The sequence below is a fragment of the Haladaptatus caseinilyticus genome, assembly GCF_026248685.1.
GTDB lineage: Archaea > Halobacteriota > Halobacteria > Halobacteriales > Haladaptataceae > Haladaptatus > Haladaptatus caseinilyticus.
This window is the reverse complement of sequence record NZ_CP111042.1, coordinates 232025-257670: the sequence shown is the minus strand read 5'-3', so window position 1 is coordinate 257670 and position 25646 is coordinate 232025. Positions and strand designations below refer to the sequence as shown.

General features: G+C 50.6%; 28 protein-coding genes and 3 pseudogenes. 15 read left to right on the top strand and 16 right to left on the bottom strand.

The features are described from left to right. Positions 1-79: 79 nt before the first annotated feature. On the bottom strand, positions 80-1153 hold the full coding sequence (gene gfo6 / locus OOF89_RS23855; RefSeq protein ID WP_266082951.1) for a D-xylose 1-dehydrogenase Gfo6: 1074 nt from the start codon (positions 1151-1153) through the stop codon (positions 80-82). Between the two features lie 455 nt (positions 1154-1608). On the opposite strand from gfo6, the gene OOF89_RS23850 reads away from it, so the two are divergent. Then, a complete protein-coding gene (locus tag OOF89_RS23850; RefSeq protein WP_266082949.1) occupies positions 1609-2307 on the top strand; it encodes a class I SAM-dependent methyltransferase in 699 nt (232 codons plus the stop codon). Positions 2308-2568: 261 nt separating this feature from the next. Further along, positions 2569-3324 carry a TrmB family transcriptional regulator gene (locus OOF89_RS23845; RefSeq protein WP_266082947.1) on the top strand — a complete coding sequence of 252 codons (756 nt, stop codon included), beginning with the start codon at positions 2569-2571 and terminating at the stop codon, positions 3322-3324. A gap of 50 nt (positions 3325-3374) precedes the next feature. Here OOF89_RS23845 and sugE read toward each other — a convergent pair whose 3' ends face one another. Continuing rightward, positions 3375-3695, bottom strand: a complete 321-nt coding sequence (gene sugE / locus OOF89_RS23840; RefSeq protein ID WP_266082945.1) for a quaternary ammonium compound efflux SMR transporter SugE — start codon at positions 3693-3695, stop codon at positions 3375-3377. Between the two features lie 177 nt (positions 3696-3872). On the opposite strand from sugE, the pseudogene OOF89_RS23835 reads away from it, so the two are divergent. Continuing rightward, a pseudogene (locus OOF89_RS23835) lies at positions 3873-4364 on the top strand (MOSC domain-containing protein). Between the two features lie 104 nt (positions 4365-4468). On the opposite strand, the gene OOF89_RS23830 reads toward OOF89_RS23835, so the two are convergent. The 3 genes from OOF89_RS23830 to OOF89_RS23820 form a co-directional block, all read right to left on the bottom strand. Then, a complete protein-coding gene (locus tag OOF89_RS23830; RefSeq protein ID WP_266082943.1) occupies positions 4469-5071 on the bottom strand; it encodes a helix-turn-helix domain-containing protein in 603 nt (200 codons plus the stop codon). A 204-nt stretch (positions 5072-5275) separates the two neighbouring features. Next, positions 5276-6415, bottom strand: a complete 1140-nt coding sequence (locus OOF89_RS23825; protein ID WP_266082941.1) for an acyl-CoA dehydrogenase family protein — start codon at positions 6413-6415, stop codon at positions 5276-5278. Positions 6416-6639: 224 nt separating this feature from the next. After that, the gene (locus tag OOF89_RS23820) at positions 6640-7824 is read right to left on the bottom strand and encodes a trans-sulfuration enzyme family protein (protein WP_266082939.1); all 1185 of its coding nucleotides are present in this window, start codon (positions 7822-7824) and stop codon (positions 6640-6642) included. Between the two features lie 223 nt (positions 7825-8047). Between OOF89_RS23820 and OOF89_RS23815 the strand changes: the two genes are divergently transcribed. Next, on the top strand, positions 8048-8368 hold the full coding sequence (locus tag OOF89_RS23815) for an antibiotic biosynthesis monooxygenase family protein (protein ID WP_266083385.1): 321 nt from the start codon (positions 8048-8050) through the stop codon (positions 8366-8368). 83 nt (positions 8369-8451) lie between these two features. Here OOF89_RS23815 and OOF89_RS23810 read toward each other — a convergent pair whose 3' ends face one another. Continuing rightward, positions 8452-9018 (bottom strand): peroxiredoxin, encoded by a 567-nt coding sequence (locus OOF89_RS23810; protein ID WP_266082937.1) that lies wholly within the window; start codon positions 9016-9018, stop codon positions 8452-8454. A 343-nt stretch (positions 9019-9361) separates the two neighbouring features. Between OOF89_RS23810 and OOF89_RS23805 the strand changes: the two genes are divergently transcribed. Further along, entirely contained in the window at positions 9362-9700 is a 339-nt protein-coding gene (locus OOF89_RS23805) for a ribbon-helix-helix domain-containing protein (protein WP_266082935.1), read from the top strand. A gap of 348 nt (positions 9701-10048) precedes the next feature. Here the strand turns inward: OOF89_RS23805 and OOF89_RS23800 are convergent, their stop codons facing one another. Beyond that, complete coding sequence (locus OOF89_RS23800) at positions 10049-11143, bottom strand: hypothetical protein (protein ID WP_266082933.1); 1095 nt, start codon at positions 11141-11143, stop codon at positions 10049-10051. A gap of 294 nt (positions 11144-11437) precedes the next feature. Here OOF89_RS23800 and OOF89_RS24590 point away from each other — a divergent pair. Further along, positions 11438-11603: pseudogene (locus tag OOF89_RS24590) on the top strand (transcription initiation factor IIB 2); the annotation flags it as partial. A 115-nt stretch (positions 11604-11718) separates the two neighbouring features. On the opposite strand, the gene OOF89_RS23795 reads toward OOF89_RS24590, so the two are convergent. Further along, positions 11719-12231, bottom strand: coding sequence for a plastocyanin/azurin family copper-binding protein (locus OOF89_RS23795; protein ID WP_266082931.1), 513 nt, complete (start codon positions 12229-12231; stop codon positions 11719-11721). A 657-nt stretch (positions 12232-12888) separates the two neighbouring features. Continuing rightward, positions 12889-13779, bottom strand: a complete 891-nt coding sequence (locus tag OOF89_RS23790) for a hypothetical protein (RefSeq protein WP_266082929.1) — start codon at positions 13777-13779, stop codon at positions 12889-12891. Positions 13780-14042: 263 nt separating this feature from the next. Between OOF89_RS23790 and OOF89_RS23785 the strand changes: the two genes are divergently transcribed. The 4 genes and pseudogenes from OOF89_RS23785 to OOF89_RS23770 form a co-directional block, all read left to right on the top strand. Continuing rightward, entirely contained in the window at positions 14043-14534 is a 492-nt protein-coding gene (locus OOF89_RS23785) for a MarR family transcriptional regulator (RefSeq protein ID WP_266082927.1), read from the top strand. A gap of 180 nt (positions 14535-14714) precedes the next feature. Then, positions 14715-15560: a ParA family protein gene (locus tag OOF89_RS23780; protein ID WP_266082925.1), complete on the top strand. Its 846-nt coding sequence runs from the start codon at positions 14715-14717 to the stop codon at positions 15558-15560. After that, positions 15557-15946 carry a hypothetical protein gene (locus OOF89_RS23775; RefSeq protein WP_266082923.1) on the top strand — a complete coding sequence of 130 codons (390 nt, stop codon included), beginning with the start codon at positions 15557-15559 and terminating at the stop codon, positions 15944-15946. The genes OOF89_RS23780 and OOF89_RS23775 overlap by 4 nt, the downstream gene beginning before the upstream one ends. A 577-nt stretch (positions 15947-16523) precedes the next feature. Beyond that, positions 16524-17086 (top strand): annotated as a pseudogene (locus OOF89_RS23770) (zinc ribbon domain-containing protein); the annotation flags it as partial. A 165-nt stretch (positions 17087-17251) separates the two neighbouring features. On the opposite strand, the gene OOF89_RS23765 reads toward OOF89_RS23770, so the two are convergent. The 4 genes from OOF89_RS23765 to OOF89_RS23750 form a co-directional block, all read right to left on the bottom strand. After that, a complete protein-coding gene (locus OOF89_RS23765) occupies positions 17252-18478 on the bottom strand; it encodes an orc1/cdc6 family replication initiation protein (protein WP_266082921.1) in 1227 nt (408 codons plus the stop codon). 930 nt (positions 18479-19408) lie between these two features. Continuing rightward, positions 19409-19888, bottom strand: coding sequence for a hypothetical protein (locus tag OOF89_RS23760; protein ID WP_266082919.1), 480 nt, complete (start codon positions 19886-19888; stop codon positions 19409-19411). Continuing rightward, the gene (locus OOF89_RS23755) at positions 19889-20491 is read right to left on the bottom strand and encodes a DUF7437 domain-containing protein (RefSeq protein WP_266082917.1); all 603 of its coding nucleotides are present in this window, start codon (positions 20489-20491) and stop codon (positions 19889-19891) included. Between the two features lie 127 nt (positions 20492-20618). Then, positions 20619-21038 carry a hypothetical protein gene (locus OOF89_RS23750; RefSeq protein WP_266082915.1) on the bottom strand — a complete coding sequence of 140 codons (420 nt, stop codon included), beginning with the start codon at positions 21036-21038 and terminating at the stop codon, positions 20619-20621. A 324-nt stretch (positions 21039-21362) separates the two neighbouring features. Here OOF89_RS23750 and OOF89_RS23745 point away from each other — a divergent pair, with 324 nt between their 5' ends. After that, positions 21363-21599 carry a hypothetical protein gene (locus tag OOF89_RS23745; protein WP_266082913.1) on the top strand — a complete coding sequence of 79 codons (237 nt, stop codon included), beginning with the start codon at positions 21363-21365 and terminating at the stop codon, positions 21597-21599. A 64-nt stretch (positions 21600-21663) separates the two neighbouring features. Here the strand turns inward: OOF89_RS23745 and OOF89_RS23740 are convergent, their stop codons facing one another. The 3 genes from OOF89_RS23740 to OOF89_RS23730 form a co-directional block, all read right to left on the bottom strand. Further along, positions 21664-22059: a HalOD1 output domain-containing protein gene (locus OOF89_RS23740; protein WP_266082911.1), complete on the bottom strand. Its 396-nt coding sequence runs from the start codon at positions 22057-22059 to the stop codon at positions 21664-21666. A 162-nt stretch (positions 22060-22221) separates the two neighbouring features. Continuing rightward, positions 22222-22641, bottom strand: a complete 420-nt coding sequence (locus tag OOF89_RS23735) for a hypothetical protein (RefSeq protein WP_266082909.1) — start codon at positions 22639-22641, stop codon at positions 22222-22224. A 4-nt stretch (positions 22642-22645) separates the two neighbouring features. After that, positions 22646-23248 carry a DUF7342 family protein gene (locus OOF89_RS23730; protein ID WP_266082907.1) on the bottom strand — a complete coding sequence of 201 codons (603 nt, stop codon included), beginning with the start codon at positions 23246-23248 and terminating at the stop codon, positions 22646-22648. Between the two features lie 390 nt (positions 23249-23638). Between OOF89_RS23730 and OOF89_RS23725 the strand changes: the two genes are divergently transcribed. The 4 genes from OOF89_RS23725 (at position 23639) to OOF89_RS23710 (ending at position 25634) form a co-directional block, all read left to right on the top strand. Further along, on the top strand, positions 23639-23968 hold the full coding sequence (locus OOF89_RS23725) for a DUF7344 domain-containing protein (RefSeq protein WP_266082905.1): 330 nt from the start codon (positions 23639-23641) through the stop codon (positions 23966-23968). Positions 23969-24139: 171 nt separating this feature from the next. Next, a complete protein-coding gene (locus tag OOF89_RS23720; RefSeq protein ID WP_266082903.1) occupies positions 24140-24424 on the top strand; it encodes a HalOD1 output domain-containing protein in 285 nt (94 codons plus the stop codon). A gap of 324 nt (positions 24425-24748) precedes the next feature. Further along, positions 24749-25234: a helix-turn-helix domain-containing protein gene (locus OOF89_RS23715; RefSeq protein ID WP_266082901.1), complete on the top strand. Its 486-nt coding sequence runs from the start codon at positions 24749-24751 to the stop codon at positions 25232-25234. A gap of 82 nt (positions 25235-25316) precedes the next feature. Beyond that, entirely contained in the window at positions 25317-25634 is a 318-nt protein-coding gene (locus tag OOF89_RS23710) for a DUF7344 domain-containing protein (protein ID WP_266082899.1), read from the top strand. Positions 25635-25646: the final 12 nt, after the last annotated feature.

Sequence of the window (25646 nt, the reverse complement as noted above, 5' to 3'; positions counted from 1 at the left end):
GATTGTGTTATTTAACGACCTTTCCAATATTTGTTATGTAAAGGCAGTGATAGAATGATGGTTCCACGAAACGAATCTATCATTTGATTTGTTCTACCTGTCCGCTGCGGGCTGCCCGATAGATCGCCTGCAATGTCCGCATATCGACGAGTCCGTGTTGTCCATCGGGAAAGACAGACCCTGAGCAAAGAATTTTATCAGCGAAATAGTCAAATTCTTCTTTCATTTCGTCCACATTTTCGAAACTGATTTGGACAGTGGTATTCGAGCGGGCGAGTTCCAACGTACACTCGCCGTTAAATACCGGACTGAGGTCTATTTGCCCGTCTGTTCCGGTAAGTTTGAGCTGTGAATCACCGTACGCGTTTTGACTAGCGGTACAGACGGCATGCGTACCATTCTCGAACGTCAACGTATAAGCGGACCGCTCATCAGATACGTCGGAAAAATCTTCATGGAAAGACTCGGTTTGTGCAGTCACTGCTGTCGGATCGCTTCGTAACAGGAATCGAAGTGTGTTAATGGGATAAATTCCCAGGTCCATGATCGAAGTACCATATCCAGAAAGATCCGAATCAAGTCTCCACTGATCCGGATTTGAGAACATGCCGAGGAGCGGTTGCGAATAGCTTCCGTACGCTTGGACAGGTTTCCCAATAAAACCGTTATCGATCAATTCACGCGCACGACGGATTGCGGGCTGAGTTTGCACCCGATATGCAATCATAAGTAGAACGTCGTTCGAATCACAAACACTGACGAGGCGTTGAGCGCGTTCAGCGGTCGCTTCCATCGGTTTTTCACAGAGAACGTCCTTCCCTAATTTGGCTGCTGTTTCCGCATACTCCAGATGTCGTGCGTTTGGCGTCGCTATATATACCGCGTCAAAGGCTTCTTTGGCTTCCCCGTCGTGGAACTCTTCGTAAGTAATCGCGTGTTCAATTGTTGCTTCGCTCGACGCGGTTTTTTCGGCTTTGTTTTTCGAGCTACTGACGACGGTAGTCGTACAACAGAGGTCCGAATCCTTCACTGCAGGGAGTACCATATCGACAGTCCACCAACCTAATCCTACTAGTGCAAGCCTGACAGTTCCCTCGCTAGTATATTGCCAGTCTCGCTCGTTAAAATCATCCAGGTACTTAATTAACTCCATGCTCTCTATCGGTTGTCATCCATATTAAATGCATGTGTGGTCAATCTTCAAGAATTAAGTGAGTTCAACTTTGCTTTCCATTAATTAGCTCGTGATAGAGTAGTTGGCGAAGGTCTTGGTGCCATTTATATTATTTATTAGTGGTATAAATAAATGCGCGTGTAAAATCCATTCTCTTAAGTTATGGGAATAAAACTACACAGGTAATAGTAACTCCAGAATGTACAATTTCAGCCAATCGACCACTTTGCAATCGTCTCAAACTGAACCACACAAGTTGCCCACTGTCAATAATAAAACCGACGGCAACAACCTGGGCGAGTGGTAACAGAATATTATTTTGGCAGATATCAATCGGACCATGTTTTCGATATCAACCAGCAGTTATCCTCCGTGTGAATGCCCACCACATTCACAGAGTCATTAATACGGATTGGTAAGGATATCTAAATCAGATGATGCCGGAATGGTTCTTCGATGAGCAGCAGCACGCTGGTGAGGAGCACGTAGATCCCGATCAAGTCGCTCGATACGATGAGAAAATACCATTCAATCCATCCGATGAAATTGAACTCCTCCAAAAGCATGGACTATCGACCGAGGACACAGTTATCGACTTCGCTACCGGAACGGGTGAGTTTCCACTTGCGATCGCTGAATACTGCGATCATGTTGTGGCAGTCGATGTTTCGGAGACGATGTTGGAGAAAGCACGCGGAAAGGTTGAAGCTAGTAATATAGAGAACATTGAGTTGATCCAGAGTGGGATTGTGAGTTATATCCATCAAAGAGAGCCTGCTTCGTTTGTTTTCTCGAAGAACGCGTTTCATCACCTTCCTGATTTCTGGAAGGTCGAGGCACTCAAAACAGTCGGTGAAGCCCTCGAGCCAGGCGGTATCTTCCGGTTTCGGGATCTTGTCTTTTCATTTGAACCCGTAGATAGTCACGAAAATATCGAAGCGTGGCTCGAGGGAATGGAACCAACGCTCTTCACTGATGAAGAGCTCAACAATCATTTCCGCAAGGAGTTCAGCACGTACGACTTCTTGATGGAACCCATGCTGGAACGAACAGGGTTCGAGATTCTTGGTGCGTCGTACCGACAAGGGTTCTACGCATCGTATACCTGCAAATGGCAGGAGGATTCAAAATAGCAATTCCGTAGCAACCGTGTTGCTTGAGTCAGATCTCTATTTTGGGGCTGAGTAATCGAGAGAGATGCTGGTACGAATAGTACACGGACTATGCACTCGGTGGAATTGATGTACGGTACAATCCAGATGAAAACACACATCCAAATCATTTGGTGAGATTATTTTGATATAATGCTATGCATTGAGAGAAACAGTCTCAACTTCTGCCGGCCCTACGGGGTGGTACCAGAGTTTATCACATCTTAGAGTCGAGGACGAGCTATGACTTCGTTTCGTGATCTCGGACTCTCAAGTTATGAAGAAAAAGCATATCGAGGGCTGTTGACGCTCAGATTTGGTACTGCCGAGGAAATTTCTGAAGCGAGTGACGTCCCAATGGGCCGTATCTATGACGTTCTTTCCAGTCTTGAGTCACAGAACGTTATCCGTCGACAACCAGACCGCCACCCGCGAACCTATGTTGCTGTCGAACCTGACCATGCTGTTGATCGCTTGCTTACGGCACGTCGCCGTGATCTTCACCGACAACAAACACAATACGAAACGATCGCAGCAGAAGTTCTCACCGAATTGGAATCCATCGCCCCGGTGGAAGGCCATTTCTGGCCTGCGACCGTCGGTCAGAAAAAGCTATTGGATGATCGATTGGATGCCGCTACCAATACACTCGTAATCACTGCGACCACGACCGCTGGTGGACTCTTCGGCTTTGAAGAAGTATATACACAAACGATTGACCGCCTTACCGATACGCTCGATCGAGGTGTGAGCGTTCGATTCCTATTCACAGACCAGTTTGTTGCGGAAATGCCTGACCCACTCGTTACAGAACTCGACCAGCTTCTTGATGTCTATGAGAACTTTGAGCTTCGAACGACAGCTACGCTCTACACCACCTACGATGTTATTGACGAGAAAAATATCTGTGTATACGTCGCGAATCCATTCGACCAAAATTCGATCCTTGGGACGATCCAAGTGACCAATGAGAACATCGTCCAGTTCGTCCAGAAGTAATGGCAACCCCGATGGGAGGCTGCCTCTAGTACTGAAAGTAGCTGAACTGATCAGTGACTGCCAGTAAGTTTTAAGCCGGCAACACCAGCGATGATGAACCCGATGAACAGAAATCGAGACACATTTCGTGGTTCTCCAAAAAGGAGAATTCCAGCGATAGCAGTCCCAACTGCTCCGATGCCAGTCCAGACAGCATAGGCTGTTCCGATTGGAAGTGTTTTGACCGATTGTGCGAGCAACCCCATACTGATAACCATCGCGATACTAGTCAATACGCTGGGAACGGGGCGAGTGAACCCTTCAGTGTATTCAAGACCGATCGCCCAGCCAACCTCAAAGAGGGCAGCAATGAGGAGATACGTCCATGACATGGCTGAAAATCAGAGAGAAGAAAGAATAACGATTGTCAATTTTATCGCATCTTGTTGTGTATTTATTGAGAGATCTAGAAAAGATCCACCACACCAGTACAGTGACGTGTTGCCATTTATCTGGCCAACAATACCTCCACCCGTATGCTTGTATTCCTATCAAACAGCATAGTACACATGACTGGCAGTGGCACCGTCGAACGGATTTTTACAGCAACAGAGGCCGAAGTTGAGATGGAAGAACTGACCACCGTTGAAGCAATTACCAAGAAAGGGCTCCGCGGTGATTGCTACTGTAGCGAGATTGAAACGGGAACTTTCGTCGACTGGGAGCCAGATGAAGCACGACACGATGGGTACGACCTTACGTTGATCGAGAAGGAGGCTGTTACAGCAATCGAACGTGAAGCGGGAATCGAACTCGCACCGGGGGACACCGACGGAACATCAAGACTCGGGATATCGCACTCAACCATCTCGTTGGACAACGATTCCGTATCGGTGAGGCCATCTGTTGAGGGGATCGGCTGTGTGAACCATGTGATCATCTGCAGCACATCACTCACGATGGCGTATTGCAAGGCACTCACTCATCGCGGAGGGCTCCGAGCGGATATTCTCGAAGATGGGATTATTCGCTCCGGAGACGGAATCGAACCACTCGAATAATCCACACTCCCTCGTCTAGAAACGTGGTTCTGTTGAAATCCTGTTGGATAGGCACCTCCCGCTGAAACAGGTGTTAGATAGGTATGTGAACTTTCGAAGGACATCTATTCGAGTCGCGTCATGCCGTCCCTCCCTAATAAGACCGCCTCCACTTTGTAAAGGTGTTCGTGGAGCGTTGATGTGGTAATCGCTAATTCGTCAGCCAATTCTCCGGCCGTCGTCTCCTTCGGGTACTCGTAGTACCCCTGCTCACGAGCGAGCTGGAATACCTCTAATTGGCGCTTTGTGAACTGATCCGCTGGAAGTGTGGTCGGCGTAGTTCCACGGCTCTGCTGCTTCATACTCCGCAGATTAATCTCCGCGCTCATCTGCGCACAAACTTCATCAAGCTTGACTCGGACTGTTTCCCGGTCATGGTTCGTTACGAGACTCCAATACTCCCGCCCACCTCGAATGTCGATCGGTCCTGTACACACGAATCCACGAGAAGTGAGTGGCTGACTGATCTGCTTTCGTCCATCGTGAACAACAAGGAGCTCTCGCGTCGCATTTCCCGGCTTTGGAACCGAAGTCTGCCGGAAACCAGATGCCATCTGAGAGACAGAATGAACGTGCTCAGACGTACGAATGGCTTCGATACCCTCCGTTACCGATTCCTGATCGTTCGCGTAGATCGTGAAAAGCGTCGCAACTTCGCTGCCAGTCATATAGATCCCATAGCCAAGAATTCCGACATTTAGACGCTCTGTAATCTCGATTTCCCAGCAATCAGGGTACCAGAGGTCAATATATACCTGAAGCGCTTCGTCAGACTGCTTAGGAGACGCCATCGTATCTGAGTGTGGTATCAAATATTCCTCACAGCCAGATAACGGTTCTGTGAACAGAGAGACGGCCGATGCTCGACTGAGTTAGTCGTCGTGCTGCTCGAAGACGGCCTCAGTGAGCGTGTTCTTGTAGCTCTCGTTCGGGCCACCAGCAATCGTGAGTAGTTTCGCGTCACGCAGATACCGCTCGACGTCGTGTTCCGTCGTGTAGCCGATACCGCCGTGGAGTTGCATCGCCTTGTTAGCGTTGTCCACTGCGGCCTGTGTCGCATTGATTTTCGCCATACTAAACTCGCGTGTGGCGTCGTGTCCGCGATCTGCACAGTCGGCTGCGCGGAGGGTGAGTAACCGGGCGGTATCGACTCGTTCAGCCATCTTGCTGACTTCCCAGCTGACTCCTTGGAAATCGCTGATGTGCTGGCCGTACTGCTCACGACTGCTCGTGTAGGCCACCGTGTCTTCGAGGGCAGCGCGAGCAATACCGACGCCCCGAGCGGGAACATTCACACCAGTATGTAGCTCTCCACGCTGGACGTAGCCTTCGTTTTCCTCGCCGATGAGTCGATCATCGAGAACGGGAACGTTCGCAAGGGAGACGCGCGGGGTCTTCACGCTGTTCGCACCCAGCGTTTCCCACACCGTCTCGACTTCGAAGTCGTCGGTCGGGACGAGAAACGCACTGATGTTGTGTGGCGCGTCCTCATCTGGGCCGGTCTTCGCGTACGTGAGGACGTAGTCCGCGTCAAGGAAGTTCGTCACCCACTGCTTGTGGCCGTTAAGAATCCACTCGTCGCCGTCACGTTCGGCGGTGGTCTCCATCTCCAGCTTATTACTCCCTGCGTTCGCCTCACTCAAGCCGAGGGCGCCAACAGCGTCGAACGATGCCATCTCGGGAAGGAATTCCTCGCGCTGAAGTTCGGTTCCGAAGCGCTCGATAACTTCCGCAACTCCCAGATGAAGTCCAATGATGCTCGCCACGGACATGAGGCCAGCCGATAGCTCTTCGATCATCAACGCGAGTTCCACGAGGCCTTCATCTCGGCCCCCGTACTCTTCTGGAAGCGTTACGCCCGTCAAACGACGTTCGCTGAGTTCGTCGAAGATCGCGCTCGGATACTCCTCCTCTCGGTCAAGATCTCTGGCCTCCGGTTTAATCTCCTCTTTTGTGAATTTTCGAACCTCATCTCGCAGCGCCCGTTGGTCCTTGGTCAGGTCGAACCTCATATGTCATAGGGGTGCCCCCCGGCCGAGTAAACTTGGGACCTGCTATAGCAGGAACACCCTCCGAAGTGATTGTGAGTGAGAAAGTCAACGGCGAGCTTTTGGAATTGCTTCCACCAGAGCTGTGAGCGGACGAATACACCGCATTTCCGTTTTCGCTGTCGCATCTGATGAATAATCGACCCACTTGCGGATCGGGACGGTCGGGAGAAAAGGGGACCGTGCGCCTACGGTAGCGCCTTCCGAAGGTCCTCGCAGAGGTCATCAGCGTCTTCGAGGCCAACGGATACCCGGACCAGAGTCTCCGGAATCTCCGCTGAATCCTCACTACGGCTGAACTCGTCGGGAATCATCAACGACGGAACCTCAATCAAACTCTCCGTTCCACCAAGACTCGCCCCCGGTGTAAACACCTCGAGCCCCTCAATGAATGCTTCAAGCTCGACGAGCGTCCCGTCAAACTCGAACGATAACATCCCGCTGTACCCCGACATCTGCTCACTCGCAAGGTCGTGTTGTGGGTGACTCTCAAGTCCCGGATAATAGACATGTGCTACCCGATCGTGGCTTTCGAGGAACCGCGCAACTGCCATTGCGTTGGTTTCGTGGTGGTCCATCCGCGCCGGCAGTGTCTTCACTCCTCGCCCAACCAGATAACAGTCAAACGGCGACAGCATATTCCCAAGTCCGATCCGCTGTGCGAACGCTAACTGCTCAAAAGCTCCGTCGTCGTTGGTGATGATGGCACCACCGATCGAGTCGGAATGCCCGTTGAGGTACTTAGTGGTGCTGTGGACAACAATGTCAGCACCTAACTCGAGCGGTGCTTGGAAGTACGGACTCGCAAAAGTACTATCAACTCCGAACAAGCTGTTGTGATTGTCAGCGATGTCGGCAATCGCCTGAATGTCGCACAGGCGTATCAGCGGGTTGGTCGGCGTCTCTGCCCAAATCAAGTCAGTCTCTGAATCAACTGCTGCCGCAACGTTTTCAGGGTCGCGAGCGTCGACGAAGTCTACATCGACGTTGAGGTGTCCAGCAGCGAGTTCCGTGAGTAGTTTTTCGGTGCCACTATAGATGGAGTCAGAGGAGACGAGGTGGCCACCCGGCGGGACCAGTGACAGTATTGTGGTCGAAGTAGCGGCCATTCCCGAAGCGAACGCCAATGCATACTCGCCGCCTTCGAGTCGAGCTAACTGCTCTTCGAGGGCCGCCCGTGTCGGGTTACTCTCACGTGAGTAGTCGTGTTCGTTTGCACTGTCCCCACTCCCCCACTCGAACGTGGTCGATAGGTGGATTGGCGGGACGACATCGCTTGTGCCACCTCTGTGGGGACGCTTCTCAGTATCAGCGGCGCCAACAGCAATGGTTGCAAATCGGTTCTCGGTTGGCCGGTTGTCATGTTGTGTCATAGGCAGTCACCACAGGATTCACTCGGAAGGTGGTACAGGCCTCCGATATGGTTGGGTTGTCCATACGAGTATTCTCTGAAGCACTGGATAGTTGTGGGGTTCCAGGCGAGACTGGCCAGAGACGAAAACACGAGAAGGACGGTAGGTCAGCGAGTATCCAATAGCGAAAGTGTATGTCCACCGATGGGAATCATCTTATCGGCGTGGGTGAGAATAAGTAGTGATGTATCTTGTCACGTTCCGTCTTGAACCGGGTGAGTACGATGAGGAATTTCACAAGTTGAACGACGCGATACAAGCAGCTGCTAAAGAGACGGATGGGTATCTCGGTAAACGCACGTGGAACGCCTCGGAGAGTGAGGAGATTCTTGTCGTGTACTACTGGAAGTCACTGAACGCGCTTGAGTCATTTGGAGCGGCTTCAGACCACAAACAGGCGAAGCAGCGGTGGACAGAGTGGTACGACGCGTACGAGGTCACCGTTACAGAAGTGCTCGAAACGTACGGGAGTGGCTTCAGTGAGGACGCAGACCCACCCAAATAGTAAACCGAGGCTCTATTAGGAGCCTGAGATTGCTATCGGTATAAATCGGTTGGCTAAACGGAAGCAGCAGTTCTACTGGCCTCTTAGCGGGGATTATCCGTTACCCACTTTAGCACTTCATTCGCATGTTCGTCTGGTGGGAAAATCGGATAGAAGACGTGTTCAATACATCCATCAGAGATCACTAGTGTCAATCGCTTCAAGTACTCATCTCCCTTGATAGTGAACATCGGCAAGTCAAGCTCATGTGTCAACTCCTGCTCGGCATCACTCAGCATCTCAAAGGGGAGGTGCAAACGATCACGGGCTTCGCGTTGGTACTCACTTGACTGCGTAGACAGTCCAAATACCTCCCCAACTCCATTCTCTCGAAGTGCATCGTAATGACTACGAAACCCGCATGACTCAGGAGTACAGCCACGAGCTCCCGGGACGTCTTCCCACCCTTCTGGGATCACGTCCTTGTCTGGCCGCCCAGTCAGTGGATAGACGTAGATAACTGTTCGAGGGGGCAGTTCTTGGAGGTTGATCGTCGTGCTGTCGGTCGCTGAGAGGGAGACGTTGGGCATCTCCATCCCCTGGAGATGGTCGGCCACTCCATCGTCATCCGGTACGGGTAAGTTGTCCGGAAGTGGAAAGTCATCGGACATAGTTCTATACAGAATGTACTACATAGATAAATGTTTATGACTCCGTAGAATTCCGAACATGGTCCAATTTTTCGGTATCTATTTGGATATGAGACAATTACTTACCCAGGATAGACAGGAGACCGGCACTAGTACAAATCATGCGGACAGTGTCAATAATTCTGTATTAATTTAATTCTCCATGCATTGAGAACACCAGTCTCAACTTCTGTAAGCGAGGACAATCGATACGCTGGCCGCGTATGTTAGTATATTATACTAACTACTGGTTCCACTCGAAATACGTCGCACGCACGTCTGACTGAATCCTATATGAATCCGGGCGCATTCACAGACCAACTCAATGAAGAATATGACCGTCCGGCTTGAGAGAGACGAAATAGAGGAGTTGGAGAAAGAAGCGAAGAAACGAGATGAATCCAGAAGTGAATACGTCCGTCAAATCATCCGTAATCGTGATTCAACGCATTCAACACTGGATTCAGATGTTGAATCCTCTTTCCTGAGAGAGGCTCTCTCCCGGCTTGAAGGCGAAATTGAGCGATTGCACGAAGAAAATAACCGGCTGACGCGACAACTCGAAGCCGATCCGGTCCCGGCGGTCGAAGATAGTAAGGAGACGTCACTACTCACACGTGCAAAGTCATGGATGTTCGGTCGATCAGAAATGAATGCAGATTGACCAAACAAGATCAGCAATTGATTTGCTTTCGGACGGCAGCAACGAATGCCTCACCATAGGACTTCTTTGCAGAATATTCGTCGTCTATTCCCGTGCCTTGAAGACGAATCTTGCTTTCTTGAATGCCCTTGCTAAACTGGAGACCCGAAATATCTTTGAGACTGTCGTCTTCTGACGCCCTTCGTATGGCCCTTCTCTCCATTGAAAAGATATGCGCATCAGTTACTACGAGTTTCTTGTTATGTTGATCGGACACATCCCTCTCGGCAGTCAATCGCCATTAACTGTGAAAAGTGTGTTTAGAACGACAATTACGTGGGAGGAGGGTTGTCCTAAGATAATCAGAACTCAATCAGCCGGAGCAATTACTGCTGATTGGCCGGGTTGACGCGCCGCTTCAACTGAATAAACGAGACTCCCTGCGAACAGGATGATGCTCGCAATAATGAATAGCGCGCTTAACGGGGAAGCCGTATCGACGAATACCCAATATAGTGGGGCTGCGATAGAAGGACCAGCTGTCAGCACTGCAACTTTGGCAACAAGTGGCCCACAGCAACCACACGTACATGACCCCACGATTGCCCCCGCTCCGGCGGTGCTCTGTGTCATTCCGGCTCGTTCCTCAACGCGCCAGTGACGGGCGATGAAGGCTGCATTCAACCCAATAAGGGTACTCAACAATCCGACAACAATGACCTGTCCGGGCGACACCGCCACGAAAAGAGGAATATGAGGGAGATAGATTTCGAGTGTGGGCCATGTCACGAGTTGATAGATTGCGGGTAAAACAACAATTGACTGCTCGTGTGGGAGGCCTCCTTCCGGGAAAAACGATAGATAACCGGTCACAGAGATAAAGAACAGAGCGACGATAATTCCGACACCAACACCGAATCGACGAGCAATCGGATCACGAAGAACTGCAGAGAGCACACTTCCTACGTCTTTCCAAATGATATACCCAACGAGGATGGGTGTCCCCAAGACGATTGCGTACCCGAGTGGATGTGAGTCACTAGTGTGACCAGGAAAGAGATACGGATACGCGATCCACAATCCCATTAGAATCCCGAGGAAGGTGTATCGAGGGCGGGTTGGCCATCGAATCCGGCCGACGACGAGACTCGACACCATAATCAGAAAACCGACCGATACGGCCAGTGGGAAGTACCACGACCGTGGGAAGGGCATAGAAGCCGCTGAATAGGTAACTTCCGGCGATAGCGCTTCGAAGAGGATTGCTCCAAGCGCAGTCACAACGAGTCCGACAAACACGCCCGAAAGTGCAACTGTTGGTGAGATGCGATTAATTCGCTTACAGAGAATGGTTCCACCAAGAAGCCCAATCCCGCCGAGAACGAGTAAAACCCCATGTCCCGGGGCTAGTCCTCCGGTTGCAGTTGCTCCATGTGCAGAGACGACAGGGATTTGGGTAAGCACAATTATGTGGAGAATGAATACGGATAGCCGACGGCGTGATCTGAACCAGGAGAAGTCTCTTTGGTTGCCTTCATCCCATGGATGTCGCCGATTCGAAGACATTAGTAATTCTTACTCAGCGAGTCACTTCTACCTGACTGATTGGGTCACGCACGAGCAATTGAGAGAACGGAACAATCGAGAACGAGCCTGATGAAGGGCGTTCATTCCACGCATTATGTCTGGTCTTGAATTCAGTACTGAGACCGAATATCGCGCGGGCGTGAGTTGAGTTCGCCAAAGCGTTAGAACGCACATAGTGGGAAAAGTCCCGTCGCACTTGCTGCAGGAGCAGTGTATGCAGCTGCCGGATTGGCGAACGAATCGATCACATAAGAGGCAGTCGCGGACGTCACGAACGTTTTCCCCAGTGACGATACGGAACCGATATCAAGAACTACTTGAGCTGTACTCGAAGTGAACGAAACTGGCGATATTGATATTTTTCGTATCGAAGACCGAATTGACACGTCGAGTTGTGTTTAAATGCCCAGGATGGTCAGGGAATAATATAGTCTGCAGACCATGCCGAGCAGTTATTTCGTGTCGAACTGTTCATAACCAACGCTTCCGTTGTCGATGATTCGCTGACTTGTCGGTACTTTCCCATCCGGAGGCATACTCCCCTCAGCTGGGCCACCTGGTTCTCCAACGACGATTCGAGCAATCATCCCCATCGTCTTATGTGGAATACAGTAATAATCGTAGGTACCCTTCGTGTCAAACGTGTGCTCAAACGTATCTCCCCGGTCAATGAGAACACCACTGTCAAAGGGTTCAACACCCTTTGGAAGCCGTGTTTCCTTCGCGAGGCTATACTGTTCATGGTACGCTGTCGCAGAGTGATTGCCACTCTCCATCTCGAATGTTACTGTCTCACCAGGGTCAACAAGCAGCCCAACTGGATCAAAAAACGACTGATGCCCTTTTGTACCCATTCGAACTGTCGTTGACGACCCAGATGTGTTCAGACGAGCGCACCCAGAAAGGATCGTACTACCACCGATTGCACTTGAGCCAAGTAGTTTGATGACTGCGCGCCGGTGCATTGCGTCCTCTTTTGACCTGCGAGCTAAAGCATTTCTCGATAGATGTTCAGAAACAAGCGAGGGAAAGTATGCACTGGAAACCGATTTCTATCAGTACAAGCGTTCAAGCCATTATCGTGTTTGTCGCAGGCATTGGGCCTGTTACAACGTCATCACGCTGGGTGAGCGCAATTCTGTTCCTTTGTACTGGGTTTTTGCTGAATTTATAGTTGGAAAGCAACCCGAAGGGACAGGGGAATGCGAGTACGACACGGTGCGATAAGCGGGGCTTTAGGTGGCATCGTATTTGCGATCATGCTTAGAGAGGTTGAACTCGTAATATCGCATTTCATTTAGCTCATAGACGACATAAGCCTCACCAACATACATACTGACCGTAACGCGTTCACAACAATATCCTCTCAGCCAAGATTACACTGTCGTAATTAACGCCCGAACATGAACCGTAATCACGTCATGCCTGTTCTCTCGCTTTCTTCTACCTCGCAATCCCGGTGAGAAAAGCGAGAGTAATTACACCCCACAGTAGCCGACCGTTCGTTCCGCTTCGAAGGGGGACGCAAATTGCGTCCCCCTTGTCATCTGTGGAGGAGTACTCTGGAAACGCTTCGGAGCAAGATTACGCCCCGTGTTCGAGGGATGATTACGACAGTGTAATTATCGCGCTTCCTCACCTCCCTGTTCGAGCGCAGACCGTGATTGTTCGGCAGCGAATTCACGGAACTCGTCTGCATCAGCAACTAACCGGGCAGCCTGTCCGCCCCGCTCGCCGGGGTCGAAGCGAACAAGGTTATCTTGGTCGTCCCACTTGCCCGAGCCATTCACACTACCATCCTGACGCGTGTGACGCGCCAGCATTTTCATCGACCGCTGCACCGTGTTCGTGTTTGGATTGTGGATCCCCGCGCGGTTTTCTAACCGACGACGGCATGCCGCTGAATCGAGTTCCAGTTTCCCGCCTTTCGTCTTCTGCGCTGATTCGATGAACTCGCGCCATAAGAACGTCATCCGATGCTTGTTCCCCGACAGAGGCGAGTCTGTGTCTTCCCGCTCAGCGGCTAGTCGTGCAGCCGTCTTCCGTTGAATTTCGAGGTCGTGGGTTACATCCGAGTTGATGAGGTCGCTTACATCCACGCGGTCGTGTTCGATGTCCTGTAGCCGTTGTTCGTGGTTCTCGAACACGCGCGTTGTCGCGTTGTCGACCCGTGTTTCGAGCGCGTCAGAGAGCATCCATAATTGTCGGGTGTGGACTATTGCGGCGTCGGCCACGGCCTCGGAGCGGTTGGCACGATCCTGTGCATCGGCTAGATCTTTCTCAGTGTTCTCACGTTCTTGTTCCAGCGTCTTGACGCGCTGGTGGAGCGATTCGATTTGCTCGGTCTGTCGCTGGATCTGTGTCCACATCGCTTCCCGACTTGGGGCCTCCTGCTCGGTCGTGGCCGTACTCGACGTGTTTGGCACTGCTACATCCGCTCTAATTGCTGTGGCAGCGTCGTCGTTCGAGACCGTGTTTTCGTCACCATCGTCCGACGAAAGTCCGATCAACATCAGTGTTCACCTCCGAACTCCGTTGTGCTCATTGGCACTCACCCAGTGGTGGGAGTCCCAAATCTTCAGGTGACAGCTCTTCTAGCCGATTCGCAACAGACGACATTCCCTGTTCTTCGGGGTCATAGATTTCGTGGTGAATCAACCATATGCGTGCTGTCGTCTCTGAGACGTCGAAGTGGGCAGCGGTGCCAGCAATTGATCCGACTTGCTCGTAGACGGGCTGTAACTTCTCTGGGTCACGGTACGGATGCCTCTCGAGTTTGTCGGTTGTCGTCAGGGAGGATACCGGTTTTGTCGAGTGGAGTGGGGATTGTATCTCGAACTCCTCGAAGCACCCGAGAAAATGCCATACGCTGACGATACTGACGTGCGACTATATGGTCCCGCGCCCTCGTGGAGCCACAGGCCCGATCACTCAGACTGAGGTGGAGCTCACGGAGACGATAGCTATCGTGTGTGGAGTGCACAAAGCAGCATTCCGTGTATACCTCACCGTTCTCGATCATCCACACTGCTCAATTGCTGAAATTGCGGATGTTCTCGACCGCGATTCCAGTACAATTGGCAAGCAATCGAAATCGCTGCTCGAACAAGAATTTGTGACTCGGTATCCGCGGAATGTCTCCAATGGGGGCGTCAAATATCTTCATGTTGCACAGTCGCTCGATGATACCATCGAGTGGCTCCAAGAGGAGTTGGACATTTGGATGGATGCAGTACTAGCTCAACTTTCGCAGCTCACTGCAGACTGATCCCGATATCTGTAAGTTAGTACAAGCTAATAGATGGTAAGAAGCTACTATTTGCAAAATAGATATTCCTATAGGTTAAGCCATAGAAAATTCTACAGCGATAAAAATAGACAGAGCTATATGATTAGCCATATGTCTGACGTAGTTTTATGCCTATAGGATATGCAATAGGCATATAGTATGCCGAATACAATGCGTATTGCGTCGTTCCTTGACAAAGGTGGAGTCGGAAAGACCACTACTGTCGCTCATTTTGGTGTTGCTCTTGAGGAGGATGGGCTTGACGTCCTCCTTATCGATCTCGCCGGGAAACAGGGCGACCTTGCGAAGCACTTTGGCCTTTGGGAAGAGGTACAAGCGAACGAGGAGAATTGGCCGAACATCACGACCGTGTTCCAAGATGAATGGGATATCATCGCCAAGCAAATCGACGACGCTGTTGATCAGCTCGTCCTCGAAACTGGAGAGGGTCCTGATCTGATTCCAGCGCACGAGGGGCTTGATGGACTCGATAGTATGCTCGGAAACATCGATGACACGCAAGAACGATACTCTCGCCTCAACACGTTCCTTACCGAGTTCATCGACGGCCAGTATGATATCGTGCTTCTCGATTTGCCAGGAAGCACATCCAATATCACCTACAATGGACTGTGGGCCGCAAAGAACGTACTCGCACCTGTGAAAGCAGGGCCGTTCGAAGAAGGCCAAGCAGCACAATTACGCGATGATCTACACGAGATCCGAGAAGAGCAAGATACAGACATCCAGCTGACGATGCTCATCCTCAACGAACTTGATGAACGTACGAATGCTGGTAAGCATTTCAAGCAGACGTTCACCGAGAACTATCCGGATGCGATTGCTCCTCGGCAGGTCAATTATTCGCAGGATATTGTGAATGCGCAAATAAACGGACAAACAGCGTTTGCACTTGAAGAGCCATCGAAGACGGCCACTCGTGCGTTAGAAGCGTATCGGGAAAATGCAGCTGAACTCGTCACCCGACTGGAGGAACAACAATGAGCGAAGACGTCGACCTTGAGGAACTCAAGCAAAAAACGCAGGTCGGGAATCGGAATCAAGAATCAGCGAAACAATCGGAATCTAAATCGTTCCGTGAAGATATTCTCGCGGTACTCTCTGAGATAGAGAATGGAGACCGGCAGAAGACAGTCTCGTTTTGGGATGGCGATACAGCTGCCCTTATTTCTGCACTCGAATCGAATCCCCAGATTCAACAGGACGTCGGGTCACGTTTGCAAGAAGAACTTGGACGGGAGGTTAATGAGGAAGCGGTTGATCGAAGTGAAGTGCTCCGACTGGCGATTCGAGCGGGACTTCAACGAGCGGCACCAGATGTTGTTGAAACGTGGTTAGACGCCAAAGCAAAGTCTGCACGACGCCTATAGGAATCCCCATATAATTTGCTATAACTAACAATATTGGAAGAGGTTTAGAAATCACATTAGACATAGATATAGAGAATGCTGTAGTCGGACGACATTCGGGTGACGAGAAATAGAGGTCGTCGTTTAGAAAAGATAGTAGTCCAATATTGGATATAGGATATCCTATAGCCATCGAGAGAAATATTATCTAAATGTTTCTTTAGGATACCCAATAGAATTAACCGTAGGAACGCATGCTTACTCAGTTATAGAATATACCATAGAAATAGCAATAGAGAGAACTATTGCTGAAACAATAGTATATTTATAGCCAATTGGTGACCGCTCAGCTAGGAAGAAAGCCGATCGAAGGTCAACGAGAGAACCGCTAGTTAGTATATTACACTAACAGTGATCCTGTCTAATCAACACAAACGATTTCGTGATTGTACGGAAAAGACGGATTTTGTTAACTAGATAAGTTTCTTTTCCAGCGAAATGAGCCTCACTTGCCTATGGAAAATCCTATAGTTTTAGCCATAGCCCATCCCATAGTCATTTCTATTGTATATTTCTCGCGGGAATCCCGCTACTGTCGAAACTCCGTGAGGGGTACTACTCCTCGAAACGGATTCGGCGGCTGTACCGACAGCAGACGAAACGCCGTGACCACGCACAGAACGCGCTGGTACGGAACCTCGTTGAGCGGTTGTACGACGAAGGCGTGGGGACTGTGTATGTGGGCGACTTGACCGACGTACTGGAGTCACATTGGTCGGTCAGGATGAACGAGAAGACGCACAACTTCTGGGTGTTCCAATAAGTTCATCCATCGCCTCACGTGTGTCTGTGAGGAGTACCGTATTCGTCTCGTAGCTGAGTAGGAAGCGTGGACGAGTCAGGGTGTCCCGAGTGCGGCGACCACGAGAAGATAGTTCGCCACGAGGATACGCTGACGTGTCCGTGCGGATTCGAGGATCATGCCGATCTCACGGCGTCAGAGACATTCCTTTGAGAAAGCAGCGGTTGCGAACTCAGGCCGATGGCACGGCCCGTGCGATTCGAGTGGGACGCCCACGGCTGATCGGGGAAACCACACACCCTCACGAAAGTCTCAAAGAAGTGCGCACGAACCCGCAAGTTGCCTCCGTGGGTCGGTAGCCGAACCCCAACGGAGGAATCCTCGCGCTGTAGCGCTGGGAGGATGTCAATTTTGACCTCACGTAATCAATTGAACGGTACCAGGAAGCCCTTGATCTCACGCTATCAGATTGATGCTACTGATCTGTCATCATCAGACACCACTGTTACAAGTGAAAATCGGGGCTACAGAACATCATTTTGCTGTGCGAGCGTTTCTAGCTTTGTCAACGTATCCTCTAAAGACAGCACATCAGATAGTGCTGACAGCGCACTAAAGAAGGGAACATCTAGTGCATAGCTGTAGTAATTTCCACGGGAGCCACTCCGATTCTCCTCGGCAGTCAAAATACCAAGCATCCTAAGATCAGATAGGTGATTATGTACGGACCGCTGAGCGAGCGGATCGACACCTGCGAACTGGCAAAGGTCAGTATACTCCTCATAGATACGCCGGGTACGACACGGTGTATCACCTTTTGCAGCCATTGAGACGACTGCTAGAAGGGCGAAATGGCCATTGACGGTTAATTCTCGCATCCCTTCTTCAACACGCTCCTGTTCAAGCATCTCCTTTGCCGCCTCGACATGTGATTCCGTAATGAGGTCATCATCGCTGTTTTCAGCATGCTCTCCCGCAAGTCGAAGCAAGTCGAGTGCTTGACGAGCACTACCACTATCCTTGGCAGCAAGCGCAGCACAGAGGCGTGGGACGCTATCTTCGAGAGATCCTTCTGCAAGTGCAACATCGACGCGAGACTCGAGAATATTCTGGAGTTCAGGCGCGTCATATGGTGGGAAATGAAGTTCCCGTTCACAGAGTGTGTCTTGGACACGAGGATCGAGCCGATCTCGAAACTTGAAATCATTGCTCACACCAATCAAACCGACTTTCGTCTCAGTAAGCTTGTCATTTGATCGCGCACGAGGGAGTTCATAGAGAAGCTCGTCACGAGTGCCGATGGAGTCGATCTCGTCAAGGACGATGAGCACGGTTCCACCAAGCTTGTCGAGTTCAGTGTAGAGTTTTTTAAAGATCGTTTGCTGTGGATATCCTGTCGAACTGATTTCGGCCCCCTCAGGTCGGAGTTCGTTCACCAGTTCGATAGCAACTTGATAGGATGAGTTGAGCGTTTTACAGTTGAGAGAGAGTACATGGAGGTCGATGTCGTCGTATTGTCCGATGTCTTCACAGAGTCTATCAAGGAGGAAATCGGTGACTGCAGTTTTCCCAACTCCTGTATTCCCGTATACGAAAATATTGTTTGGCTCCCATCCGTCGACGACGGGCTGAAGAGCGTTCATGTACGCGTCGATCTCTTCATCACGTTCTTGGATACGCTCGGGTTGATAGGACTCGTTGAGCGCGTCCTTGTTTGTGAAAATATTTTGTTTTCGGGTGAACCGCCGCATTCTGTCTCAATACTTATGTTCCATCCATATAAAACCATGGCTGCAACTGATTCAAGTGAACAGTAACACAGACACACACCACTGTTACAAGTGAAGCTAGAAAGAGAGAGTCTAGTAAGAAAAAACAGTGCACAATTACAACTAAAGCGTTGACATAATGTCTGACACACCACCTATTCAAGTGAAAACAGGCGATATACAGCGTTTATCCGCTGAATATCCGGGAAGTGTTGTAGTCTCCGTGAATTTGTATTCTTCGGTCAGTACCGACAGCCATTCATGAGTTCACTTGCAGCAGTGGTGTGCGACTGCTTCTTTTGTTAGCTATTTGAACGAGTTAGTTCTCTTGTTCAGTTGTATCCGTGGTTTAGATGCATTTCTCATTACCTCCCCCTTTCTGCGACTATCTTCACTTGCAAGAGTGGTGTCTCTCTGGTTTCAGTACTCTATCTGAATTGGTCATGCGGCGATGTTCACTTGCAAGAGTGGTGTGTTCTGCTCATGGAGCTTTGTTTTCGTTCACGTGCAAAGGTGGTGTGGTCTCGCTAGAGAGGAAGCCGCGGTAGTACTCAGTACTGTTGCGTCAAGGAAAAGAGGACGAGAGAACGGCTTGCTCATTCAATAGTGAGGTCGACATCAACTCTAATCCCACTATGGCGGGCCAGCATTTCGAGGCCACAACTAACGCACCCCTTATCACGACTGAGTTGTCGTGCGAGAACACGCACTGACGCAACCTCGTTCTCAGTGGGGGTATGTTCTGAGATCACGGGCTCTTTCTATTCCACTGTATGCATGTGCTCGTACCATCCGTTTTCGACGAAGCACAGAGACGGTTTCGAGTTTCCCAAAGGAAGTGGCGAAGAGTTACGGAGATTCGTATTTCTCACATGCTTCACGCTGAAGCGCGAATGTATCGACGGTCTTGATTTAGTCACCGTATCCATGCTTTGTGAGTGCGACCTCAATTCCACGGCGAGCAGCCTTATCGGCGGTGTAGACCGTTACCGACTTCGCTTTGTTTTGATCGAGGAGTTGTGCTGCGACGCCGCCGATTGCAGAGTCTGCCTTTTCCACCGTATCGGCGTCCTGTTCCGTTGCAGTAGCAATATAGCGCTGCACGATATCCATCGTACTCGAAACGACCGAATTCGAATACGCAATCTCATCCGCGAATGTGGCCCACCCACGATCCAGGGCGAGATCGATCGGCTCATCTGCCGTCGTGTATCCTTCCGGTCCACCACCCAACTCTTCATACACTCGTTGTGGAATTGTGAATACGATATCGTGTTCCTGGGCAATGCGCTCTAGAAGCGCGAATCGGCCGGACTCGGGGCGGCCAAAAGCAATGAAGAGATTTGTATCGGCGATATGAGCCTCTGTGTCCGGAATAACTGAGAGCGGCATTTATTCGGAGTGCTCTGGGAGATCCTCGTTATCAATATCTACCTGTGCGTCGATTGCATCGAGATCCAGATCGTCCTCGGCGTCCGGCTCTACATCGACAATGATCTCGCGGAGTTCTTGGAGGATCGTTTCAGCCTCAAGCACGGAGAGATCCAACTCGCGAGCCATGATTCGCGACGTCATCTTGCCTTTGACATACGCACGTGCATACTCGGTCGCGATTGCGAGTCCTGCAGTGCCATGGCGATCACGGTAGAGTTCGAGATTTTGATTGTCCGTGCTGCGGGCAAGAGCGGCGATCAGTGTTGGTGTGATCTCGTACGAGCCCTCATGAGCCTGTACGGTGATCGAGAGATGCGGCGCCCGATAACGATGGGGCTGTGTCTCAGTCACGCGCTCGAGCAAGCCCATATCGGTGAGCCGATTCACATCTTCGTAGATCGTCGTCGAGGAGCTGTCGAGACCGGCTGCAAGTTCATCGACCGTTGCGGTATCACGTTCCCGAACACGCGTGTAGAGCTGAGCAAGCCGCGGATGGGTGAGCACATCCGAAATCGCGAGCATCGTGTCGATCGGATGGGTATCGCGTTTGGTTGCCGCCATGCTTTCCACTTTCCGCGGAAAACGTATAATTCTGTCGCAGCATCAAACGTGGGTTACCTCACGCTTGTACGCGGGAAGTGAGCTGTTCGGATTTGGACGAACAGCATACCGAGTAATCTTACTGGTTTCAAACTTGCTCTCGTCGGATCGTCACTATATCTGCCGCTACTCGTCCCGATCCTTCTGCTGCAATCACAAGCATATTGCGTGCTGGTGTGCAGGGCGCTGGGTCACCCATAGGAAAGCCAGCATCTGCAGCACTAGGGAGTTGCACTTGATAGCCATTGCCTGCGATTTGGAGTGAAGCGTTTGCAACTCGGTGGATCGAGACGGTGTCGAGCGCGGCTGACGTTGCGAGTTCGACCATATTTTCGTCATTGATGCGGTCGATGTCGACGACAAGAAGGAGGCCGTCAAATGCGAATACGCGAATGTCGGCAAGACGGGTGGGCTCCTCGTCAGTCTCTTCAACGAGTCTGGCGGCTCGTGCAGGCTTTGTGACCTGGAGAGCGAGGCCGTCGCCGGATCGTTTGATTGTGTTGGGCATTATCGTTAGTATTGTATGCTAACCCAAGAGTGTTTGGCTTGTCAGTCCTATTCTCGGCGCAGTAGTGGTGAGAATGGTCGAATCCAGTTTGCAGCGGGTACATTCAGTTTCACTTCCGCTGTGGTTGGCTGAAGACTTTATCCGTCGGGTACCAAGCGCCGAGTGCAGTTGCCGTAACCCAGCAGACGATGTGGATTCTCGTACTCATCCCAACCCATACACCCACATCGGCTGCTTATCCCCTTACTACACCACACCAAGTAGTGGCACGAACAGACTCTGACCGAGGGTTTACCTGTGCGGTAGGTCAATTGGAGCGTACGAATGGTTCCAAATGGGAAATCGCCACTCTCCCCGCTTGCGCAAGACGCGCTTGATGCGCTCGCGAGAAGTCTCCCAGAAGATCGAGAACTCACTTACGAGCAAGCCTATTCGATTTTGGACGATGAAGAGGATCTTGGACGACCATCTGCCGAGGATATCGTCGAACGGCTGCATGATAAGGGCCATATTTACGAAGTCGAAGGGAAGATTCGACTCACGGATTACGGTTCTGAATAGCGAAGTCGGTCTCGAGAGAAGAAGGTGTCTTACTACATCGCTAAGTATGGAACGATTTTCTTGATTAGCTAGCTGGACATGGATTTCCATCCGTATCGCGTTGTGTTCCGATCGGTTCGTAAATGAGGACGGTGTTGTCGCTCCGAACAATGACGAGATAGCCCTCGACTGTGAATCGTACCTCAACGTCACTCTTTTTCGACGCACTTGCTGTAATGATGTCTTCGAGCGCATCTGGGTTGACGTATTCGTATAGTGAGAGTGTGGTCTGGCCACTAATCGGCTCAATCACGTCGATGAGTACATCAACGATACCTGTAACGATCTCAGAACCCGATACTTCGCGGTTAATCGTCTCGGAGGCGACCAATGTGTATTGTAGTGGTGGACTCGGGCCAGAGTGCTCTGTGGTGGAGCCGAACCAACCGGTCGTTTTCGTTCTCATTGTGTCGCTGTTCATACTTTCCATTAGTTCTCTAATTAGTTGAGTAACGGCAGCTTACTGCAGAATTAATTAGATTGAAAGAAACCGGCACTATGAATCGAATGTGATGAACGCGGTCCGGTTAAAGGTTGAACAGGTGCAATACTACGGTCTTTAGGCGCGGGAGGATGTCAATGTTCAGTCAATGATTTCGAATGTGTCTCCCCACCGTGACTGAATATCCGTGATGACCTCTCCAAGTACGTCGAAGAAGTCCTCGGGATACCGTCGATCTTCTGCATCATCAGTAGTCGCTGCTGGAAAGGGATGATAGTGATCGCGAGCGTTATGTGGATTTCCGTGTCGATCCCAGCGACACTCTTCCCGGTCATTTTCCCACTCTTCCACATAATGAATGTAGAAATTGCCATTGAGCTGTAACTCGATATCGACATACACACGCGAGATCTGCTCAGGATACGCAGTCTCATCAAAGACGACCTCGACGGTCGCAGGTTTGTTCGATGGAAACGGGTTGACCTGCGTAATGAGACTTATCTTTCCAAGCTTTCGTGCAACTCTGCGCAGAATCTCCTTGTTCGGCGACGTCCCATCCATTTAATCACGAATGATTTTCTGAGCGTGTGTCTGCAGAAGAATTGGGCTGGCCGGACTGCAGTCGCTGGAAGAACTGAACCATATCTGCAACTTTCACCGTCCCTGAGTGTGCATTTGGTGTACCGTGTCCGAGTGCCTCGACGAGTGTATCGACTTCTTCACACGCTGCGTTCCACTGTCGAAGATCATCCATCGTCTCATCGAGTTCCTCGTAGCCGTGCTCCTGCGGGACAACCTCACCAGGCGTTTCGGCCTCATAGGTCTCCTGGAACGACGAGATAGTGTCACTGAGTTCCGATAGTCGATTGTTTAGCTCCTCGATGGTGTACTCTCGCTGCAGGCGATCGATATTCCGCCATTCGAGGTACGAGTCGTTCCGACCATACGTCACTGGATCGTCGCCGATCTTCTTCGCGACGCCCATCTCTTCGAGGAATTCCAAATATTTCCGTGCGGTATCTGGCGCAACTCCTGCTTGGTCTGCGATCTCGGAGACCCGAAGTGGATCAGTCAACTGGAGGAGCACATCATAGACCTTCTCGACAGTCGTCCGACTCTCGAGTTCGGCTTCCCACTCCGATGCTATGTCTCGTGGAGAGTTGCTCATGATACTCACTACTCTATTAGTCTTCTAGACCAAAAGGATTTGCTAACTCACTACTATAGTCGTCACATTACGAATCAAACTTGACTTCCTTTTAGAGAACCAAGCGATGTGATTGTGATTAGTATAATACACTAACTCATTCTATCCGATGGTTTGTCTCCCATCGAGAAATTCACGATCGTATCGAACAGTGGTCATCTGCCTAGCAGTCGCTTGTCGTGATTCGCGATAGATATTAATTATGCCTGTTAATTATATAAAAGAATAAAAACATGGCAGCTGTCTATATGACGTGGATGCCTGACGGATGCCAGTATATGCCGCCTAGATAGTCCCTCAGATGACGACGGAGCTACTGCCGTCCATTGCTCTTCCACATCGGTGATTTCGATGCCAACTGATGCTACACCCCCAACGTCGGAGCCCTCGTTCGACACACTGTTTACACTCCTTGCCAATCAACAGCGGCGCTCTATCCTCTCCCATCTCACGACAATGCAGGGAATGACGATTTCCCATCAGGCGCTCGTTGACGTCCTTACGCACTCGCTCGCTGTCTCTCGCGAACGTCTTCGGCTGAATTTGCACCACCGCCACCTCCCGAAGTTGGCTGACTGCAATCTGGTCGAATATGATTCGGAGGAGGAAACCATTCGCTATCAGAGTAGCGACCGGCTTGAAGACCTCCTGGAGATTGGCCAACACTCGGCGCTGGAATAATTGCGGGCCGAGGTCCAGCGTTCGGAGCTTCCGATGGGTAGTGATGAGTGCTATTGGACAGAAAAAATCCATTAATTTCTTAATCGTGGCCCCAGTCAACCGACTCGTCAAGGACAGTAGCTACAATAATACCCTGCCATATCAGGGCAGCTGTTCTTGTAGGAGGAGCCAATGCAAATGGACGCAACTGACATCGGAAATAGATCACCACGTGATAGTGCGCCTCGTTCACTAACCGAACAAATTCTCGCTGCAATTACGGAGGTAGATGACCGTTCAGTCTATGACCTCGAACCACTGTACGAAGTCATCGATCCAAACGCCCTTGATGCACTCTTTGCGCCGCAAGTCGATGGGTCATCACGGACAGTCGGTGACGTCTCGTTTCAATATGCAGGCCACTGGGTGACCGTGTCGAGTGACGGTGCTGTTGAGATCGACCCCGAAAAGCGATAGGTGCACGAAGGAGTAAGCGGTGATGCTTCTCATGCTGTGGCTCGTAGCGTTCGCTGGGATCTATCTATCGCTTCGATCATAACGTGTCTCCGCCGAACTCTCAGAGAAAATAAAACTGCTCAAAGCGAACACCAGACAGATCGATGGCTACTATTGTTGAACTCTCACTTCCAGCGACGGAGTTTCCCCTTGGTCGCTTGCTCACTGCAGGGACGGAGACTCAAATCGAATTCGAGCGAATCGTCCCTGTTGGAACGAATACCATTCCCTTGTTCTGGGCCTGGAATACAGATTTAGATGATTTCGAGCAACGTGTCCGCGCCCATGAGCAGGTTCAAAATGGAGGTTGAGGAGGTTGAAGATCGTCGATTATATCTCTTGAACTGGGACGTGCCTGACGGCGGATTTTTTGAGGGATTTACTGCCGCCGAGACGATCATTCGGAGCGCCTATGGCTACGACACTGAAGCGTGGGAGTTCGAGATCCTCTTTCCGAATCAGGAAGAGCTCACCACATTTCACAACCATTGCCGCGAGAACGATATTCAGTACACACTTGGGCAGATGCAGACGCTCACCGAGGCAGGTGATTATCTCCTAGAAGGTGTGCTCACCGAAAAGCAGCGTGATGCACTGTTATTGGCCCTTCAACACGGATACATTCAGACACCTCGGCAAGTCACGCTGTCTGAATTGGCGGAGGAATTCAACATCAGCCAGCAGTCGCTCTCCGATCTAATTCGACGTGGGAATGAAGCACTACTTGAGCATGCGCTTCTGAACGCTTCTGAGACGACACCACCTGAGTAAGGCGTTCTGTCATGGTCACACAAAAATACCCTGTTCGAACAGCCCCAGTAATTGTACATTTTGTCCTGGTACGCCCAACAATATGACCCAGCATGAACGCCCCTCGCTTTCATTGAATCAGGTGTGTCAGATATTATCTAGCTCCTATCGACGTCAGGTTCTCTCCTATCTTCAAACGAAGGATGCTGACGTTGCGAACCTTGATGAGCTTGTTACGCACATCCATACTAAAAATGGGACCCCCACGACAACTGAGCAGGTTCGGATCTCACTTCTTCATACCCACCTTCCGAAGCTCGCTGATTATGGGGTCATCGAATACGATCGACGAAACAAGGATATTCGCTATCGCGATGGCACAAAACTCGAAGATTTTCTGGAAGCTATCCCAACTACTTGATTGAAAATATTA

What these genes read in the sequence shown, in the direction of transcription:
- gfo6 (WP_266082951.1), bottom strand. Translation starts at nt 1,153, where the DNA reads ATGGAGTTAATTAAGTACCTGGATGATTTTAACGAGCGAGACTGGCAA.
- OOF89_RS23850 (WP_266082949.1), top strand. Translation starts at nt 1,609, where the DNA reads ATGATGCCGGAATGGTTCTTCGATGAGCAGCAGCACGCTGGTGAGGAG.
- OOF89_RS23845 (WP_266082947.1), top strand. Translation starts at nt 2,569, where the DNA reads ATGACTTCGTTTCGTGATCTCGGACTCTCAAGTTATGAAGAAAAAGCA.
- sugE (WP_266082945.1), bottom strand. Translation starts at nt 3,695, where the DNA reads ATGTCATGGACGTATCTCCTCATTGCTGCCCTCTTTGAGGTTGGCTGG.
- OOF89_RS23830 (WP_266082943.1), bottom strand. Translation starts at nt 5,071, where the DNA reads ATGACTGGCAGCGAAGTTGCGACGCTTTTCACGATCTACGCGAACGAT.
- OOF89_RS23825 (WP_266082941.1), bottom strand. Translation starts at nt 6,415, where the DNA reads ATGAGGTTCGACCTGACCAAGGACCAACGGGCGCTGCGAGATGAGGTT.
- OOF89_RS23820 (WP_266082939.1), bottom strand. Translation starts at nt 7,824, where the DNA reads ATGACACAACATGACAACCGGCCAACCGAGAACCGATTTGCAACCATT.
- OOF89_RS23815 (WP_266083385.1), top strand. Translation starts at nt 8,048, where the DNA reads ATGTATCTTGTCACGTTCCGTCTTGAACCGGGTGAGTACGATGAGGAA.
- OOF89_RS23810 (WP_266082937.1), bottom strand. Translation starts at nt 9,018, where the DNA reads ATGTCCGATGACTTTCCACTTCCGGACAACTTACCCGTACCGGATGAC.
- OOF89_RS23805 (WP_266082935.1), top strand. Translation starts at nt 9,362, where the DNA reads ATGAAGAATATGACCGTCCGGCTTGAGAGAGACGAAATAGAGGAGTTG.
- OOF89_RS23795 (WP_266082931.1), bottom strand. Translation starts at nt 12,231, where the DNA reads ATGCACCGGCGCGCAGTCATCAAACTACTTGGCTCAAGTGCAATCGGT.
- OOF89_RS23790 (WP_266082929.1), bottom strand. Translation starts at nt 13,779, where the DNA reads ATGTTGATCGGACTTTCGTCGGACGATGGTGACGAAAACACGGTCTCG.
- OOF89_RS23780 (WP_266082925.1), top strand. Translation starts at nt 14,715, where the DNA reads ATGCCGAATACAATGCGTATTGCGTCGTTCCTTGACAAAGGTGGAGTC.
- OOF89_RS23775 (WP_266082923.1), top strand. Translation starts at nt 15,557, where the DNA reads ATGAGCGAAGACGTCGACCTTGAGGAACTCAAGCAAAAAACGCAGGTC.
- OOF89_RS23765 (WP_266082921.1), bottom strand. Translation starts at nt 18,478, where the DNA reads ATGCGGCGGTTCACCCGAAAACAAAATATTTTCACAAACAAGGACGCG.
- OOF89_RS23760 (WP_266082919.1), bottom strand. Translation starts at nt 19,888, where the DNA reads ATGCCGCTCTCAGTTATTCCGGACACAGAGGCTCATATCGCCGATACA.
- OOF89_RS23755 (WP_266082917.1), bottom strand. Translation starts at nt 20,491, where the DNA reads ATGGCGGCAACCAAACGCGATACCCATCCGATCGACACGATGCTCGCG.
- OOF89_RS23750 (WP_266082915.1), bottom strand. Translation starts at nt 21,038, where the DNA reads ATGCCCAACACAATCAAACGATCCGGCGACGGCCTCGCTCTCCAGGTC.
- OOF89_RS23745 (WP_266082913.1), top strand. Translation starts at nt 21,363, where the DNA reads ATGGTTCCAAATGGGAAATCGCCACTCTCCCCGCTTGCGCAAGACGCG.
- OOF89_RS23740 (WP_266082911.1), bottom strand. Translation starts at nt 22,059, where the DNA reads ATGAACAGCGACACAATGAGAACGAAAACGACCGGTTGGTTCGGCTCC.
- OOF89_RS23735 (WP_266082909.1), bottom strand. Translation starts at nt 22,641, where the DNA reads ATGGATGGGACGTCGCCGAACAAGGAGATTCTGCGCAGAGTTGCACGA.
- OOF89_RS23730 (WP_266082907.1), bottom strand. Translation starts at nt 23,248, where the DNA reads ATGAGCAACTCTCCACGAGACATAGCATCGGAGTGGGAAGCCGAACTC.
- OOF89_RS23725 (WP_266082905.1), top strand. Translation starts at nt 23,639, where the DNA reads ATGCCAACTGATGCTACACCCCCAACGTCGGAGCCCTCGTTCGACACA.
- OOF89_RS23720 (WP_266082903.1), top strand. Translation starts at nt 24,140, where the DNA reads ATGCAAATGGACGCAACTGACATCGGAAATAGATCACCACGTGATAGT.
- OOF89_RS23715 (WP_266082901.1), top strand. Translation starts at nt 24,749, where the DNA reads ATGAGCAGGTTCAAAATGGAGGTTGAGGAGGTTGAAGATCGTCGATTA.
- OOF89_RS23710 (WP_266082899.1), top strand. Translation starts at nt 25,317, where the DNA reads ATGACCCAGCATGAACGCCCCTCGCTTTCATTGAATCAGGTGTGTCAG.